This is a genomic window from Trichodesmium erythraeum IMS101 (assembly GCF_000014265.1).
Taxonomy (GTDB): domain Bacteria; phylum Cyanobacteriota; class Cyanobacteriia; order Cyanobacteriales; family Microcoleaceae; genus Trichodesmium; species Trichodesmium erythraeum.
In genome coordinates, this window is record NC_008312.1 from 446158 (window position 1) to 463807 (window position 17650).

Annotated in this window: 12 protein-coding genes; 7 read left to right on the forward strand and 5 right to left on the reverse strand. The window is 33.6% G+C overall.

The window, feature by feature from the left end; genetic code table 11:
- Positions 1–83: 83 nt before the first annotated feature.
- Positions 84–1322, forward strand: a complete 1239-nt coding sequence (locus TERY_RS01345; protein WP_011610167.1) for a trypsin-like peptidase domain-containing protein — start codon at positions 84–86, stop codon at positions 1320–1322.
- On the opposite strand, the gene TERY_RS01350 is transcribed toward TERY_RS01345, so the two are convergent.
- The 3 genes from TERY_RS01350 to TERY_RS01360 all read right to left on the reverse strand — a co-directional run bounded on the left by TERY_RS01350 (position 1314) and on the right by TERY_RS01360 (position 6571).
- Positions 1314–2174: a hypothetical protein gene (locus TERY_RS01350; RefSeq protein ID WP_011610168.1), complete on the reverse strand. Its 861-nt coding sequence runs from the start codon at positions 2172–2174 to the stop codon at positions 1314–1316. The two genes, TERY_RS01345 and TERY_RS01350, sit on opposite strands and share 9 nt — an antisense overlap.
- A gap of 1082 nt (positions 2175–3256) precedes the next feature.
- Positions 3257–4429: an aminotransferase class I/II-fold pyridoxal phosphate-dependent enzyme gene (locus TERY_RS01355; protein ID WP_011610169.1), complete on the reverse strand. Its 1173-nt coding sequence runs from the start codon at positions 4427–4429 to the stop codon at positions 3257–3259.
- 843 nt (positions 4430–5272) lie between these two features.
- Positions 5273–6571: an ARMT1-like domain-containing protein gene (locus TERY_RS01360; RefSeq protein WP_011610170.1), complete on the reverse strand. Its 1299-nt coding sequence runs from the start codon at positions 6569–6571 to the stop codon at positions 5273–5275.
- Between the two features lie 96 nt (positions 6572–6667).
- Here TERY_RS01360 and TERY_RS01365 point away from each other — a divergent pair, with 96 nt between their 5' ends.
- The gene (locus TERY_RS01365; protein WP_011610171.1) at positions 6668–9268 is read left to right on the forward strand and encodes a M1 family aminopeptidase; all 2601 of its coding nucleotides are present in this window, start codon (positions 6668–6670) and stop codon (positions 9266–9268) included.
- Between the two features lie 253 nt (positions 9269–9521).
- Here the strand turns inward: TERY_RS01365 and TERY_RS29630 are convergent, their stop codons facing one another.
- Together TERY_RS29630 and TERY_RS32010 are read right to left on the reverse strand one after the other, a co-directional pair.
- The gene (locus TERY_RS29630; RefSeq protein WP_011610172.1) at positions 9522–9653 is read right to left on the reverse strand and encodes a hypothetical protein; all 132 of its coding nucleotides are present in this window, start codon (positions 9651–9653) and stop codon (positions 9522–9524) included.
- The gene (locus TERY_RS32010) at positions 9650–9823 is read right to left on the reverse strand and encodes a hypothetical protein (RefSeq protein ID WP_155994218.1); all 174 of its coding nucleotides are present in this window, start codon (positions 9821–9823) and stop codon (positions 9650–9652) included. The genes TERY_RS29630 and TERY_RS32010 overlap by 4 nt, the downstream gene beginning before the upstream one ends.
- Before the next feature lie 773 nt (positions 9824–10596).
- On the opposite strand from TERY_RS32010, the gene pgsA reads away from it, so the two are divergent.
- The 5 genes from pgsA to TERY_RS01390 all read left to right on the forward strand — a co-directional run bounded on the left by pgsA (position 10597) and on the right by TERY_RS01390 (position 17440).
- Complete coding sequence (gene pgsA / locus TERY_RS01370) at positions 10597–11115, forward strand: CDP-diacylglycerol--glycerol-3-phosphate 3-phosphatidyltransferase (protein ID WP_011610173.1); 519 nt, start codon at positions 10597–10599, stop codon at positions 11113–11115.
- Between the two features lie 447 nt (positions 11116–11562).
- Entirely contained in the window at positions 11563–13491 is a 1929-nt protein-coding gene (locus TERY_RS01375) for an ATP-binding cassette domain-containing protein (protein WP_011610174.1), read from the forward strand.
- Between the two features lie 71 nt (positions 13492–13562).
- Complete coding sequence (locus tag TERY_RS01380) at positions 13563–14183, forward strand: TenA family transcriptional regulator (protein ID WP_011610175.1); 621 nt, start codon at positions 13563–13565, stop codon at positions 14181–14183.
- Between the two features lie 20 nt (positions 14184–14203).
- Positions 14204–14623, forward strand: a complete 420-nt coding sequence (locus tag TERY_RS01385; RefSeq protein WP_011610176.1) for a peptidylprolyl isomerase — start codon at positions 14204–14206, stop codon at positions 14621–14623.
- A 1089-nt stretch (positions 14624–15712) separates the two neighbouring features.
- Entirely contained in the window at positions 15713–17440 is a 1728-nt protein-coding gene (locus TERY_RS01390; protein WP_011610177.1) for a diflavin flavoprotein, read from the forward strand.
- Positions 17441–17650: the final 210 nt, after the last annotated feature.

Below are 17650 nucleotides of genomic sequence, written 5' to 3' on the forward strand. Positions count from 1 at the left end.
AACAAATTTATCTAAATATATGTCAAGATACTAAATAAACATTAAAATATTCAACTTTATCAAGATTATCACAGGGTAAAATCATGATTTTGTCTCGTTGTAATTCTTTTAATACCTATTTCTTAGGTACTGCTACTCTTGGAGCAATTGTTATTACTATCCCAACAGCAGCAACTGCTAAAACTGCTCAACAAGTAGCAGAAATAGCTGCACCAATTACAGTACAAATTAATAGTAACTTAGGTGATGGTTCTGGTGTAATAATTGCTAAAAATGGAAACATTTATACAGTGCTTACTGTTAACCATGTCCTTGAAGATTCTACTATTAAATATAGTGTGAGAACTTATCAAGAAAAAGACTATGAAGTAATAGATATAGTTAACTTACAAATAACTGATGAAGAACCAGATTTAGCAATACTTAAATTTGAAAGTTCACAAACATATCCAGTAGCAACTTTAGGTAACTCTGAACAATCAGTTATTGGTTCTCAAATATATGTTTTTGGTTATCCAGCAACTGGTGGTTTATTTGGTACTGATAGAGCACCAGAATTATCTCCAGGATTAGTAACCAGCCGCCCTAAAAGTCGTCCTGAAGGTTATACTTTACGTTATCAAGCTGTTACTTGGAGTGGCATGAGTGGGGGTCCAGTTTTTGATACAAATGGTCGTATAATTGGTATTCATGGGCAAGGAGAATTTGGATTTGCTCAAACTAATTCTGGAGATGTAGCACCAATTAAAACTGGGTTTAATGCGGCAGTTCCTATTAATAGTTTTATGAGAAAATTATCTACTGCTGGTATTGATCGTTCAGACTTGATTTTTGATAATACTCCAGTAAATACCAATCCTATTTCAACCATTAATCCTCAAAGTGCTGAAGCTTTATATTTTAGAGGTATAAGTTATTTAGATCAGGGAGATGCTTGGGAAGCGATAACTAATTTTAATCGTGCTTTAGAAAAGGAACCTGATAGTCCAGAAATATATTTTAATATGGGTATTGCTAGAAGTTTATTAGTTAACCCTTATGAACCAATAACGAGAGGTCCAAATCCAATTAAAGATTATACTAAGGCAATTGAATTGAATCCAGGTTATGCTGATGCTTATTATAATCGTGCTAATGCTTATTATCAGAATAGCCTCATTTATAAAAGTCTTAAAAATAAGAGAAAAGCTAATCAAGAACTTCTAAAGGCAATAAAAGATTTGCAAAAAGCAGGAGAACTTTATCAGGAAGGTGGTCGAATTAAAGCTTATAAAGAAAGCCTATATTTAATAAAAAAGTTACGGAATTTATTATTAGTCTAATTTGCTAAGATGTCTAATTTGACGTTGATACTCAGTTTTAATAGATTTAATTTTTAGTTGAAGCTGAGTATCGTAGTTTTGCTTTAATAATTGAATTTTTCGCTGAAACTGGTTTTGATTTTGAGAAGTTATAGACCTCATAATTTCTAGTATTGATTCTTGGTTCATTTCTTCTAATTCCCTAATCTGATTTCGGAGTTTATTTTTATGTTTTACTTCTAAAGATTGAATAGTTTTTTGTATTTCTTGATCGTGTTTATTCTCTAACTTAGTAATTTCCTGCTGATGCTTTTCTTGTAAAAAATTGTTAATAGATTGAATTTTTTCCTGATAAATGTTTTCTAATTCTTGAAACTTTTTATGATACTCTAATTGCCAAAAACTATTATTTTCTTGTATTTTTTGTTGATAATTTCTTTCTAATTCTATTTTTTGATGAGAATATTTATCCGTCAACTCTCTGATAGTTTCTTGCGCTTGAGATTCAGCAAATACTAAATTTTGTGTTTGTTCTGCTTGCAATGATTTAATCTGTGTCTGTAATTCGTGCTCCAATTTAATTTTATCTGTCAATTTTTTTTGATGTTCTACTTCTAAAGCTTCTATTTTTGCTTGTTTTTTTTCTAACTTATTTTTCAGTTGTTGAATTTGCCCTTGATGTTCTGTATGTAATAATTCAATTTTTTGTGCCCATACTTGTTCAACATTATAGGTTTGTTCATGGGCGGCTCGTAACTGTCCGTTATAATTTTGAGCTTGTTTTGTTAAGCGTTTTTCTAATAACCAATAAGCAAAACCAAGACCTGCTAAACAACTAATAATTGTAGTTACTAAATATAATGTTATTAACATAATTTTACCTATCCCCTAATTTTTGATAACTACCTATAATGATATAGCATTCAGTTATTAGCTCCAGTCAAAACCATTAGTTCTCAACAATTTCAATTTTATTGATGTCCTATTGTGGTCATGTAAAAGGTATGCTCATAAGGCCGAAAACTTATAGCTGACTTCGGACATCAGGAGGTATAAGGCGTTAGCACGGTTATCTTACTTAACTTTTATGTCTAATAACAGGGGAAAGTTTTGTATGATATCAAATTTGATAGTATTGGTATAATTAGATAGTTAATTAGGAGTCAGTACTCAAAACTTAAGAGGGAAGAGAACTTAGTAAGATTTAAACTTTTGCTGCTCCCAGAAATTTTTTTGATGCTAAATTAACCTGATTTGATATAATACCTCGGGTTTGTTGCATATCTATAGACGGAGTGTGAAATACAAGTTTAATAGTGAGGAATGGGGTGGGATAAAACCTTTTAATATCTGTAGATAAGTAATACCAAGTCTAAAAAAAATAATATTACAAATAAATTGAGAGAATTTAATCAGATTTTCCTTTGATTAAAAAGTGGTATTGAAAGTATTTTTTTAACTTCTGAATACTTTCTCCTGACTCAATGGTGATAGTCTCAATTTCATTGAGCAAAATTGAGCTGAAGTAGTATAATTGCTTATAATTGCCAACGCCTAAATACTCTTAATTTGACATTTTTCAAGAGCAAAAATTCCTATCATTGCTCAGTTGATGTAAGGGCAATACCCAGGTATTGCTAAAAAAATGGCTCAAACCTAAATATATCAGGAACATAGCTTATTAAAATGTAACCTATACTATATAAGGGTTTGATGCTATTTTGAACTTATGTTTTACCACATTGCTGCTACTTGAGAAGCTAATTTAGCTTAAAAAAGATACCTGTAGAGGTTCTATAGTAGTCGAAGCACTGAGGCCTGCAAATTACTCAATGCTATTTGTGCAGTATTTGCGCACCAAAAACTAAGTCATATATGACTTCTGAGTTTGCCCTTTCTAACTTCTGAGTTACGGGTAGCGCCATACCCGTCCCTACATTAAGATCCCAAGAAAACTAGCCTGAGCTCTGAGATCGGATAAACCGCTCTAACCTGTCCATCCCTTTTTCTATAGTTTCTAAGTCAGTAGCATAAGATATCCGAATATGGTCATCTGCGCCAAAAGCAATACCAGGAATAACAGCCACATTCTGATCCTCTAATAGAGCATTACAAAATTCCAGAGAACTACTACTAATCTTGCTAATATTTACAAACATATAAAAAGCGCCCTCCGGTTGATTACAAGAAATACCAGGCAGAGTTTTCAGTAAATCATAAATTATCTTGCGGCGTTTAGCAAAAGCTTGACGCATCTGTTCAACACAGTCTTGAGATGACTCCAATGCAGCGATCGCTCCATACTGAGCAAAAGTACAAACATTCGATGTACTATGCCCCTGAATTTTTACTGTGGCGTTAATTAATTCTACAGGTGCTGCTAAATATCCTATTCGCCAACCAGTCATGGAATAAGCTTTAGCAAAACCATTACTAATAATAGTATTTTTAAAGATTTCTGAATTTACTGCACCAATACTCAGATGTTCGGCATCATCATAAATAATTTTTTCATAAATCTCGTCAGAAACTACCAAAATATCCTTCTCTACTAATACTTCTGCTAATGCTTTAATTTCTGCTGGTTGATAAACCATCCCAGTTGGATTAGATGGCGAATTAAGCACAAATAATTTGGTTTTATCAGTAATACTTTGTCGCAGTTGCTCTGGTGTCACCTTATAACCAGTTTCAGGATCGGTAGTCAAAATTATTGGTTCCCCACCTGCGAGTTTAACCATTTCTGGATAACTTAACCAATAGGGAGCCGGAATAATTACCTCATCTCCTGGTTCAATTAATGCTAACATCAGGTTAAATAAAGAATGTTTTCCCCCGTTAGTAACAATAATATTTTCAGCTTTGTAGTTTAGGCCATTTTCTTGAGACAGCTTATGGGCGATCGCTTCTCTAAGTTTTGGTTCTCCGGCTGCTGGGCCATATTTTGTATAACCAGAGTCGAGCGCTTTTTGAGCAGCTACTTTTATGTGTTCTGGAGTATCAAAATCAGGTTCTCCGGCACTAAAACTACAAACATCTTTTCCATCAGCTTTCATTGCTCTTGCTTTAGCTGAGATAGCTAAAGTTAGAGACAGTGGTACTTTGCCAACTCTTGCTGCTAGTTTCATTTTTTATCTTTTTGAGTTATTTAATCTTCCATTTTATGTTGAACAATAATTGGGTTCAACCTAGACTATTAGGAAATATTGACATTCAAAGTAATAATTTTAGCACTAGGCATTCAGGGCACGGGCAACCTTAGAGTACTTGTCCCTAATATATTCAGTATATGCTTAGTCCCCTATTTTGCCCAGACAACAATGACTATTCATTGCCCTTCATATCATGCCCCAGCCTATGGTACAAATACTATTTGCAGATCATTTATGCACCTCAAACTTAGTTAAATATAACTTTTGACTTTTATTATTTGACTTTTGACTTAGTTGTAGTATTGATTATTAGCTATTATAATAATTAAAGAATTTACGGAAAGACATTATATGTATATAGTGTTTACTACTCTGAAATATTGATCTATTTGGCAATCGGATAAAAAACAAAATATAAAAAACTTAAAATTTTAATTCAAGTTACTTGAGATTATTTGGTATGCTAATAGTTTAAAATAAATTATTTGTTTGTAAATACCTTAAAGATGAATTTTGATTATATAAAATATTGTCAGTATTTAATAATGTAGTCATAAAAATTACACCCTGACAAATCTTACTGACTATCATCAAAAAAGTTAGCTACTATCAAATTAACAGTTATTTGAAAAAAATGGTAAATCTATAGGTGGAAATTTTTGATAAACTGAAACATCAATTATGGCAAAATATAAACGTATCTGAGTTCAAATATCTGACTATTAAAATGACAGTTATTGAAGTTTTATAGATTTGTAAAAATCAGTAATAACGGGCGATCGCTATAAAAATTTAAGCGATCACCTAAATTGGTGGGCACTATATGTAGTGTATTTGTGTAAGTCCTGAATTATTCAACTTCTCTGGTATTACAAACTGAATTACACCCCACTGACCATTAGTTAACCACAGAGGGTCTTGTTCATTTAATATTTCGATTTGATCTGGTTCTAAACTGGTTGCTACTTCTGACTTGAGGGTACGCAAAGCGACAAATGGTGCGGGAAAATAATTAGCAATATCTGACAAAGGTGTAGTAAATAGCCAATGGCGATCGCCCAAAATACGCCGATAGTTAGCATCTCCCTTAATTACAACTAAACTAGCCTTAGCTAACTCTTCCCTTAAAGACTCTGGCATTTCCCAAAAAGCTAGAGGAGCATTCCAGAAAAGGTTATCTTGACAAATTAAACAACCAGTAGCAATGTACTCCTGCAAACGAGCTGCCAAAATTCGGACATTTTCTGAGGTATCATTAGCTAACCTTTCTAGAGTGTAAAAGACATCCTGATGTATAGCATCAGAAACAAAAGTTGGATATGCTTTCAAGTGTAGATAAACAGTATGAGCAGTTTGAGTAGATAAAAGGAAGTCTATCAAAAAAAAATCGCCAACTAACTCAAAACTTGCGTTATCTGTTATAATTAGATATATTCGTTGCCCTTGAATATTGCTTAAGTAGTTGAGTAGATTATAGGTATCATCTACTAAAATGTGAGTTTGTTGCTGTGTAAGATATCTATTAGTATTATCTCCTGCTATAGCTTGCCATAAAGTGAGATCAAATTGTTCACCCCATAAAACAGCTTGAAGCACAGTAGTTATAAAAGTTTGATAAGTCTGTTGTTCAGATTTTATAGTACTTAAAGTAGTCAAGGAATATTGCTGCGCCACCCTAACGCTATCACTTATAAATCTAATAGCATCCATTGATTTTTCTAAACTCAAGCGTTTTTGATAACCAAATGGGTCTATGCCTTGCCAAATTCCAGGTACAAAATAATTAGTTGCCTCAAGCAAACGCCGGAAAAAATAAGCTTCAGCAAAATAAAATGGTAAATCAAACCAACTTTTCCCCTCAAAAGGTTTTAAATAGGATTCCCAGGCAACTAAATCTGGCCCTTGATCATCTTTCAAAGGACGCACCCATCCTTCAAATAAGTCTGTTACTAAAAATTCTAATTCTTGCACAATGGGAGGAGGAAAATTATTGTCTTTGATGACTCGTTCGATAACACCTGGTAGTCTACAAACAATTGTGTAATGGGCAAATGTATTTTCCTCTGAAGGCATTACTGGTAAAGGTAGTAAAAAATCAGAGGTTTCAAATTTATTCATATATTTAAAAAAATCAGAAATAACCTAAAATATAACTATCAGGACTAACAGCACAATAACCATTGCTTTGTCCAAAAATATTAATAATTATACCAAATGTCCAGTATTTACTCTGAAATTGAAAACAATTCCAAATCTTTTGAGTTACCAGGTGCGAGGCCACATTATAATCCTGACCGTCCAGGCCAAGTAGAACATATTTTCCTTAACCTAGAGCTTGATATTCCTAACAAAAGTTTTCAAGGGATCTGTATCATTAGCTTAAACCCCATACGGAGTGGTATTGATAAGTTAACTATTGATGCAGTTAATTTAGAAATTAAGTCTGTTAAAATTGAAAACATAGAACAAACTTTTGACTACGACGGCAAACAACTAGAAATTTATTTACAAGTACCAACAACTGTAGGCCAACTAGTAAAAGTAGCGATCACATATAGTGCCAATAACCCGCAACGAGGCATCTATTTTATTGCTCCTGACGAACATTATCCAGACAAACCAACCCAAGTATGGACTCAAGGGGAAGACGAAGACTCCCGTTTCTGGTTTCCTTGTTTCGACTATCCTGGTCAACTATCAACATCAGAAATTCGCGTCAAAGTCCCTAATAAGTTTATTGCTATTTCCAATGGTGAACTTATCCACACTGAAGAGAGTGAAGATAATAAAATTTATCACTGGATACAAAAACAAGTTCATCCTACGTATTTAATGACCTTAGCAGTAGGTAAGTTTGCCGAAATTCAAGATGAATGGAATGGTATTCCTGTCACCTATTATGTAGAAAAAAAATACCAAGATCATGCTCGACGGACTATGGGCAAAACTCCTCAAATGATAGAATTTTTTAGTCAACAATTTGGCTATAAATATCCTTATCCTAAATATGCTCAAGTTTGCGTCAATGATTTTATTTTTGGCGGTATGGAAAATACTTCCACAACTTTACTTACAGACAGATGTTTATTAGATAAAAAAGCTGCTTTAGATAACCGTAGTTCTGAGAGTATAGTTGCTCACGAACTCGCCCATCAATGGTTCGGAGATTTAATCGTAATTAAACATTGGTCTCATGCTTGGATCAAAGAAGGAATGGCATCCTATTCGGAAGTATTATGGACCGCAAATGAGTATGGTCAAGATGAGGCTGCTTATTACCTATTGAAGGAAGCTCGAAGTTATATTGTTGAAGATAAAGGTCGCTATCGTCGTCCAATTGTAACTAATATTTATCGGGAAGCGATTGAACTTTATGATCGTCATCTCTATGAAAAAGGTGCTTGTGTTTATCACATGATTAAAACAGAATTAGGAGCTGAGTTATTTACTAAAGCAATTCATGATTTTGTGCAAGGTAATGCTCATAAAACTGTTGAAACTATTGATTTATTAAGAGCAATTGAACAGACAACCGGGCGGAACTTATTATCCTTATTTGATCAATATGTTTTTCGGGGTGGCCATCCAGATTATAAAGTTAATTATGCTTGGGATGGCAACAGTAAATTAGCCAAAATTACTGTCACACAAATCCTACCTAAAAATGACAAAAACGGTGATGTAAGCAAAGGATTATTTGACCTCAAAATTCCTATAGCTTTTGGTTATATCCAAGCTGAAAAACCAGAACTAATTAACTTTACTGTCCGCATACATGAACAGGAACAAACCTTCTATTTTCCCCTCTCAGAAAAACCAAAATTCATCAGTTTTGATGTGGGTAATAATTATCTCAAAACAGTGAAACTAGAATATCCATTGGCGGAACTGAAAGCACAATTAGAATTTGATCCAGACCCTATATCTCGTATTTATGCTGCTGAAGCATTGGTGAAAAAGGGCGGTTTAGAAGTTGTGAAAGCACTTTCACAAGCACTGATATCTGAACCTTTCTGGGGTGTGCGAGTTGAAGTCGCCAAGCAACTAGGAAAAATTAAATTAGACCAAGTTTTTGATGGTTTAGCTATAAGTTTAAAAGATGAGGATCCTCGTGTGCGCCGTGCTGTGGTAGAGGCTCTAACACAAGTAAAAACTCATAAAAGTTATAAGTTGCTCAAGTATCTAGTAAAAAATGGGGATCCCAGTTATTATGTTGAAGCTATTGCAGTTTCTGGTATTGGAGATATTGCTGCTGCTCATGCTAATTCTGATGAAAAACCTACTGAGGAAAAAGCAATTAAGTTGTTGAAATGGGTATTACAAAACAAACAGGGTTGGAATGAGGTAGTACGTGCTGGTGCAATATCAGGTTTGAGTAAAATGAAGACTTCAAAAACTGCTCTGAATCTGATCTTGAAATACACTGTTCCTGGTGTGCCACAAGGGTTACGTTTGAATGCTATCCGTGTTTTGGGAACTATTTCTACTGCTCAACCTCCTGTTAACTTGGAACGAATTTTGCAACGACTCACAGAATTGTCACGAGAAACGTTTTTCTTGACTCAGGTTTCTGTAGTTGCTGCCTTGTCGCAAATGCAAACTTCTCGAGCAATTGAAATATTGCAAAATTTAGCTAACCAAACTCCTGATGGCAGGGTTCGTCGTCGAGCTGAGGAAGCAGTACAGAAGGTGCAAAAAAATATTGGTTCTGACAAGGGGATAAAACAGTTGCGTGATGAACTGGATAAAGTGAAAAAGGAAAATCAGGAATTGAGGAGTCGTTTGGAAAATTTGGAGGCAAAGGCTAAAGTTTGAGTAGGGTTTGCTGAAAAAGTCTAAAGTTTTAGGCTCCGAGTCACTCATCAGGAGTCAGGAGTACCTAGGGACGTTGCAGACAACGGACTTAGGTAGAAATGAGAATTAATAGGAGGTAGTCGAATATATTTGTCCCTTGATTTTTGGGCAATTATTCGGCTCTTAATGCTAATATCTATGAGCAAGAGTCACTGAAAAGCTGACACTTTTTTCGACCTAAAAAGCCTAAACCATTAGCAGAAAATTTCACAGGTCACACTAAACCGGGGTGTCTGTGAAGTGTTTTTACACATTCTCTGATCATCACATCCCAAATTTTTAACGTACTATCCTCACTACTACTTACTAAAAATTGCCCACCTGAACTAAAAGCGATCGCTCTCACATTATTTGTGTGCCCCTGTCAAGTTTGAAGAAATTCTCTAGTTCTAATGTCCCAAACTTTAAGAATGTGGTCATCACTACTCCTGGCAAGGTTTTGCCATCGGGGTTAAATGCTAACCTTTCAAACCAACTTTCATACCTTTCCCAAACAAGATAACTACTCGCATTCATATTCCAAATTTTAATATTTGCATCCTGACCTCCACTAGCTCAAATTTGACCGCAAGGACTAAAAGCTACCGTCCAAATTCCACCTTAATATTGTTGAGTAGGATATCGCCAAATTTGCCTACGGCAAGATGCATTAACATCCCAAAGCATAATATTTTTATCATCACCACAACTAGCAATTTATTTACCACCCGGACTAAAAACCACTGCGAAAATTAAACTAATATACCCCCTCAAATCTTGTATACACTCTCAAGTTTCCACATTCCATAACCTATTCCCTAAGCTAATAGCAGTGTCTAAATGACTGCTAGCAATTAGTTTCTAATTTAGACTAAGAGCAACAGAACAAACTGAATTAGTATAACCTGAAAAAGTTTTCAGGAATTTTCCCCCAAGAGTCTCCCATCATTTAATTATCTGGTCATGATCATCTATTCACACAATTGTGTTATCGCGACGAAAAGCAATAGTTCGGATGGGAGCTTGATGTTCCTTTTCTGTTACTAAACATTCTCCAGTTTCCAAATTCCACAAGGGGAGAATGGCTTTGGTAGTCCTGTAGATATAGTGATACTTATAAATAAACCCTTTTCATGCTCAGGAGTCTAACTACAAAAATCACTACTTGTACACCACTACCTAAAAAATAAAATTAATTATCGCACTTTTATTCATTAGTTTTTTTACCCTGCTTTGTACTCTCTTTTTTCCAGAGATGTCTATTATTATATAATAATATTTACTTCTTTTTCCTGATTTTTTATTCAATTATGAATATACCTAACTCAATTACTTTTTCTCGTCTTTTGGGAATACCTATTATTCTTTACACTCTCAAAACTCCAACTAATCAAAATCTTTGGATATCTTTAGTGATATTTTTAATGGCTTCAGCTACAGATTTTTTAGACGGTTATTTAGCACGAAAACTCAACCAAGTGACTGACTTAGGTAAATTTTTAGATCCTTTAGTAGATAAATTATTAATTTTAGCACCTCTATTAGCATTAATTGAATTAGGCAAAGTTCCGGCCTGGGGAGTATTTTTAATTTTAAGTCGGGAGTTAACTATAGCTGGTTGGCGTGTTAATCAAAGCAAAGTTTCAGGAGCTAATATTTGGGGAAAATTAAAAACTGTAAGTCAAATTATCGCTGTTGCTCTATTAATTGCTCCTTTGCCTAAAACTTGGGCAACTTCAACAATAATTATATTTTGGGTTTCTGTTGCTTTAACGATCATTTCAGGGATAGTTTACTTATTACCTACTCAAGAAACTAGCAATACATAATACCATTTATTAAAAAAAAATTTTACTTGGCTATTGACCTGGATAGGAAATTTGTAGACAACATTCTTACTGTCAAAGGAGTAATTTATACGCTTCTAGTTAATAATTAGAAAAAAGGTTATTATATCTGTGTTAATTACTTGATGATTGAAGTTTTACCTAAGTATAGTGTTCATCTATAGTAATTTGTATAAGTTGTATTTTTTTTAGTAATTTTTAATACCTATTAATCACTAAAATTATTTTTTTAATGAATAGATGGAGAACAAATTTATATAGTATAATAACTATATTTAAGTAAATATTCAGCTATTAGCTGATATTAAAAATCATCCTTAAAATCAAATATTTTTTACAGCGTTTGCTTTAAGCTATAATTCATGTATAATCTAAATTATAGTTGAATTAGTTAAAAAAGATTATTGTTTTATAGTTGATCATAAAATTATGAGTATGTTCACACTTCAATCAGTCAAAAAAGACTTTGGTATCAAAGAAATTTTAAAAGATGCCAGCTTCAGTTTAGATCCTAAGGACAAAGTTGGTTTAATTGGTACAAATGGCTCAGGAAAATCAACTCTTTTAAAAATGATTGCTGGTTTAGAACCCACAGATAGCGGTGAAATTTTAGTTAATCAAAATGTGAGGATTATTTATTTGCCTCAACAACCAGATTTGAATGAAAATAATACTGTATTAGAACAGGTTTTTGCCAACAGTGGTAAACAAACGGCACTGATAAAAGAGTACCAAGAACTATCAGAAAAACTAGCTCATTATCCAGAAGATAGTCAGTTAATGGCGCGTTTTTCACAGGTAACTCAAAAGATGAATTATACTAATGCTTGGGAATTAGAAACTAAGGCTAAAATCATCTTGAGTAAATTAGGAATTCAAGATTTTGAGGTTAAAGTTGGTAATTTATCTGGGGGTTATCGTAAACGAATTGCTTTAGGGACAGCCTTACTTTCTGAACCTGATGTTTTGTTAATGGATGAGCCAACAAACCATCTAGATGCTATGTCTGTAGAATGGTTACAAAGTTACTTAAAGACTTTTTCTGGAGCAATTTTATTAATTACTCACGACCGTTATTTTCTTGACCGGGTTACTAATAAAATTCTGGAAATAGACCGAGGAGATATTTACACTTATTCTGGTAACTATTCCTACTATTTAGAAAAAAAAGCTTTAGCTGAAGAATCTATCGTAAGTTCTCAAAAGAAGCATAAAGGTCTATTACGTAGAGAATTAGAATGGTTAAAACGAGGACCAAAAGCTCGCAGCACTAAACAAAAAGCTCGAATTCAACGCATAGAAGAAATGCAAGGAAGAGAATTCAAAGAATCTTTAGGAAAGGTAGATATTTCTACTGCTGGTCGTCGAATTGGCAAAAAGGTTATTGAGTTAGAAAATATTTCTAAATCTTATAATGGTAGAACTATAATTAAAGATTTTACTTATGAGTTTATCCCAGAAGATAGAGTAGGAATTATTGGTAGTAATGGTATGGGAAAATCAACCTTAATGGATATTATTACAGGTAGGGTAAAACCTGATTATGGCAAAGTAGAAATTGGGACAACAATACATATAGGTTATTTTGACCAATATTCAGAAAACTTGCTGGATGCTGGGGCTGAAAATCAACGGGTTATAGATTATATAAAAGATGTGGCAGAATATGTTCAAACTGCAGATGGTACTCAAATTAGTGCTTCTCAAATGTTGGAAAGATTTATGTTTCCAGGTAATCAACAATATGCTCCTATCTATAAACTTTCTGGTGGGGAAAAAAGACGATTATTTCTGTTGAAAGTATTGATGAGTGCTCCTAATGTTTTGATTTTGGATGAACCAACTAATGATTTGGATGTACAAACTTTGGCGGTGTTGGAAGAATATCTCGAAGAGTTTAATGGTTGTGTAATTGTGGTTTCTCATGATCGCTATTTTCTTGATAGAACTGTAGATAGAATTTTTGCTTTTGAAGGGGTAGGAAATTTACGACAATATCCAGGAAATTATTCACTTTATTTAGATTATAAAGAAGCAGAAGCAACAGCAAAAAAATTTTCAGAAGTTGAGGAAAAGCTAAAAGAAAGTCAGCCTAAACAACAAAAATCAGAAAGAGTTTCTCGTGATCAAAGGGGGCAAAGAAAATTATCATCAAAAGAGAAACGAGAATATGAGAACTTAGAGAAAAAAATTGCTCAGTTAGAAACTGAGAAAGCTGAAGCAGAAAATGAACTTTATAATTCACCTCCAACAGAGGTTAGTGAAGTTCAAAAACTTCATGAAAAGGTAGAAGGTTTAGGACAAGAAATTGATATTGCTACAGAAAGATGGTTAGAGTTAGCAGAGATAGATTCTTAAATTATAGTATAATAAATAATATTTAGTAAAATATAATTCAGTTATTTCAGTTATCAGGATAATTTAATGGCATGAACTGTCAAGAACTCTTAAAAAAATACTCTGAACAATGGCAAGCAGCTACTGTACATCCATTTTTAAATGAATGTAAATTAGGTACTATTAAACCTAAACAATTTAATACTTGGCTAGTACAAGATTATTTATTTGTTGTGGAGTTTACTCGAATGGTAGGTAGAATTTTAACCTATGCTCCAACTTCTCATTTTGATGTGATTCTTATGGGAATAAATGCTTTGCAAGATGAACTAAATTGGTTTCAAGATAAAGCCAGAGAAAGACAATTAAATTTGAATATTGAAAAACAATCTACTTGTGCAGAATACGGCATTTTTATGAATAAACTAACAGAAATGCCATACCCAATACAAGCAACTGCATTATGGGAAATTGAATTAGCTTATAATCAAGGTTGGCAATTACCAGGAGAAATGTTAATGCCTTATAATGAATTTGCCAATCGTTGGGGAAATCCAGAATTTACAAACTATGTTAAACTATTAGAGGCACAAGCTAATGATGTATTGGCAAGTGCCTCAAAAACAGTACAAAGTCAATCTGAAGCTACTTTTTTAAATGTCGCTAGACTGGAAAAAGATTTTTGGCAAATGGCGTATAATGCGACTAATTAAATTTAGGAGAAATTAAAAAAATGACACGAGCTATCATGGAAACAGAGAAGGGGACAATTAATCTAGAATTGTTTGATAATGATGCTCCTAATACTGTAAAAAATTTTGTTGAATTAAGTGAAAAAGGATTTTATGATGGCTTAAATTTTCATCGTGTTATTCCTAATTTTATGATTCAAGGAGGTTGCCCAAAAGGTACGGGTACAGGTGGTCCTGGTTATAAAATCAAGTGTGAAATTAATAGTAATAAGCATTTAGCTGGCACTTTATCCATGGCTCATGCTGGTAAAGATACAGGTGGCAGTCAATTCTTTATTTGTCATGCTCCTCAACCTCATTTAGATGGCGTTCATACAACTTTTGGAAAAACTGAAGATATGGAGGTTGTCAATGCTATTGGTCAGGGTGATAAAATTATTTCTGTAAAGATTGAGAAGTAATTTAAATCTACTCCATCTATATCTATAATTTTTGATGTAGATGGGGATTGTTTATAGAATTAGTTTGATGTCTATAGCATACAATTTTTGAATTTTAGGGAACAGAAAGCAGGAAAGAGAAAAAAATAGAATACTTTATTAATATGAGAAACTCTTTATAATTTAATTTTTTACAATTAATAAGGGCTGAGTTAAGTATTAGTTTTTAATGATTAGATAGCTATCAAATTAGATCTTTATTAAAGGAATAGATTGAAAGGATAGTATATTTTTCATAAATTCTAGATAATAAGGTGGTCATATTTTTTAAAACATTTAGTAATAAAAGTAGAGTTTTGATTTAAATGTCTATCTAAATATTTTACTGGGAGATGCTGGAGACGATCGACTTTATTTGAACTATTTTATTGTATTTACTCCCAGATAATACCTCAGACAAACAACGATTAAATAAGAAAATTGTTCTATATTTCTACTACAAATTACTAAATTAATATCAATATCTTAATCAGGTAAGGGGAGCTATTCAGCTAATTTTTGATAATAACCAAAGTTTTCATAATATATCATTACTGAGTAAAGAACAATTTCGATTAATAGGATATTCCATAGAATTAAAAATGTATTTTTCTAAGTAATACTGCTCTTGATATTATCAGTAGGTGTAAGCATTCAGTTGTCAGCTATCAGCTAGAAGGAAAAATTAAAATCCTACAGGAAAAATATGATAAGCTTTACATAATTATTTGATTACTTTTATGTATCTTTTTCCGCAGCTAGACGGAGGAAAAACTCTGGAGCTGACTGCTAAGGTGCTGAATTCTTGCTTTTTTTGACATCCTCCCCAAGCAAAAGGTATGGATATTTCTACTTAGCTAAAGCTCTTGGCTAGGGGTGAGCCCGAGAGATCCATATCTATTTTTTATCTCGGACTATCCCCCCAGGAATCATTAAGAAATTACTAAAATAGTATATAATATATAAAAAAAACTCAAAGGTCTCTACTTATGAGTGGGGCTTTAAACCAAGTTTTTAGGTCAAAATGTTAATAGAATAGAAATAACCATTTTTTTTAGAAAGAGGTCTCTGATGGTAGCAATAACAGATCCAGTCAAAAATAGACTGACAATAGAGACAAATAAAATTGCCTCTGATACAATGGCCATTCGTTCTCTAGATTGGGACCGCGATCGCTTTGATATAGAATTTGGTCTACAGAATGGTACCACATATAACTCCTTTATCATTCAAGGAGAAAAAACTGCTTTGGTGGATACATCCCATGGAAAGTTTCGCCAATTGTACCTAGATACTCTATTGGGTCTGATCAAACCTACCGAAATAGATTACTTAATTATTAGTCATACTGAACCCGATCATAGTGGTTTAGCTAAAGACATTATTGAACTAGCTCCACAAATTACAGTAGTTGGGGCAAAAATAGCAATTCAATTTTTAGAAAATTTAACTCATATACCATTTAAAAAACAAATTGTCAAAAATGGAGATCAACTGGATTTAGGTAATGGTCACGTTTTAGAATTTGTTTCAGCTCCCAATTTACATTGGCCTGATACAATATTTAGCTATGATCGTAAAACCCAAACCCTATTTACCTGTGATGCTTTTGGGATGCACTATTGCTCAGACAAAACTTATGATGAAACTCTCAGTGATATAGAAGCAGATTATAAATTCTATTATGAATGTCTCATGGCCCCCAATGCTCGCTCAGTTTTAAATGCCATGAAACGCATGAAGGCACTGGGAGATATCAATACTATTGCGACAGGTCACGGTCCTCTCCTACGTCATAACTTAGTAGAACTAACAAACCGTTATCAGGAGTGGAGTCAAGCAAAAAGCAAAGCAGAAAAAACAGTAGCAGTATTCTACATTTCTGATTATGGTTATAGCGATCGCCTCTCCCAAGCTATTGCCCATGGGATAATCAAAACAGGGGTAGCTGTAGAAATGATGGACTTAAAGTCTGCTGATCCCCAAGAGGTTAGAGAACTGGTAGAAATGGCCAAAGGAATTGTGATTGGAGCTCCTCCCAGTACAGGTCCTATCGCTACTACTGCGGAAATAGGCATCAGCACTATTTTAGCAGCAGCTAATAAAAAACAAACATTTGGCTTATTTGAATCAGGTGGAGGGGATGACTTATCTATTTATCCTCTTGCTATCCAGTTTAAAGGACTAGGGCTCAAGCAAGCATTTCCTAATATTACAATCAAAGAAACACCCTCAGAATTAACTTACAAGTTGTGTGAAGAAGCTGGAACAGATGCAGGACAACTTTTGAGTATCAAGGAAAATATTAAGCAGATGAAATCCCTTGATAGTGGCCTGGATAAGGCTTTAGGTCGCCTGAGTGGAGGTTTGTATATTATTACTGCTAGTAAAGGTGAGGTTAGTAGTGCCATGTTAGCTTCTTGGGTAGTGCAAGCTAGTTTTAAACCATTGGGAGTTTCTATCGCAGTAGCAAAGGATCGAGCTATTGAGGCACTAATGCAAGTAGGCGATCGCTTTGTCTTAAATGTATTGCGAGAAGATAACTATCAATATTTGATGCGACATTTTTTGAAGCGCTTTAAACCTGGTGCAGACCGTTTTGCAGGGGTAAATACTCAAACTGCTAATAATGGTAGCCCCATTTTGAGTGATGCTCTAGCTTATTTAGAGTGTGAAGTGGCAACTCGGATGGAGGCAAGTGACCATTGGATTATTTATGCGACTGTTGATAATGGGCGAGTTAGTGACTCAGATGTTTTGCCTGCAGTGCATCATAGAAAAGTAGGTAATCATTATTAATTTAAGCCTATAAAACTGTAAAAATAAACACCAAAATATTTAGCTGCCACAGTTAAAATTGTCTTGTTTGATTCTGATTTGATTCTGAATATAGTTGCGAGTATCTTCTATTATCTAAGGAAGATGCTCGCACTTTATTTAGGGCTAGTTGATTAATTATCAAAGCCTTGACACAAGTTATGCAAAAATCCACACTTTGAATTTCAATAG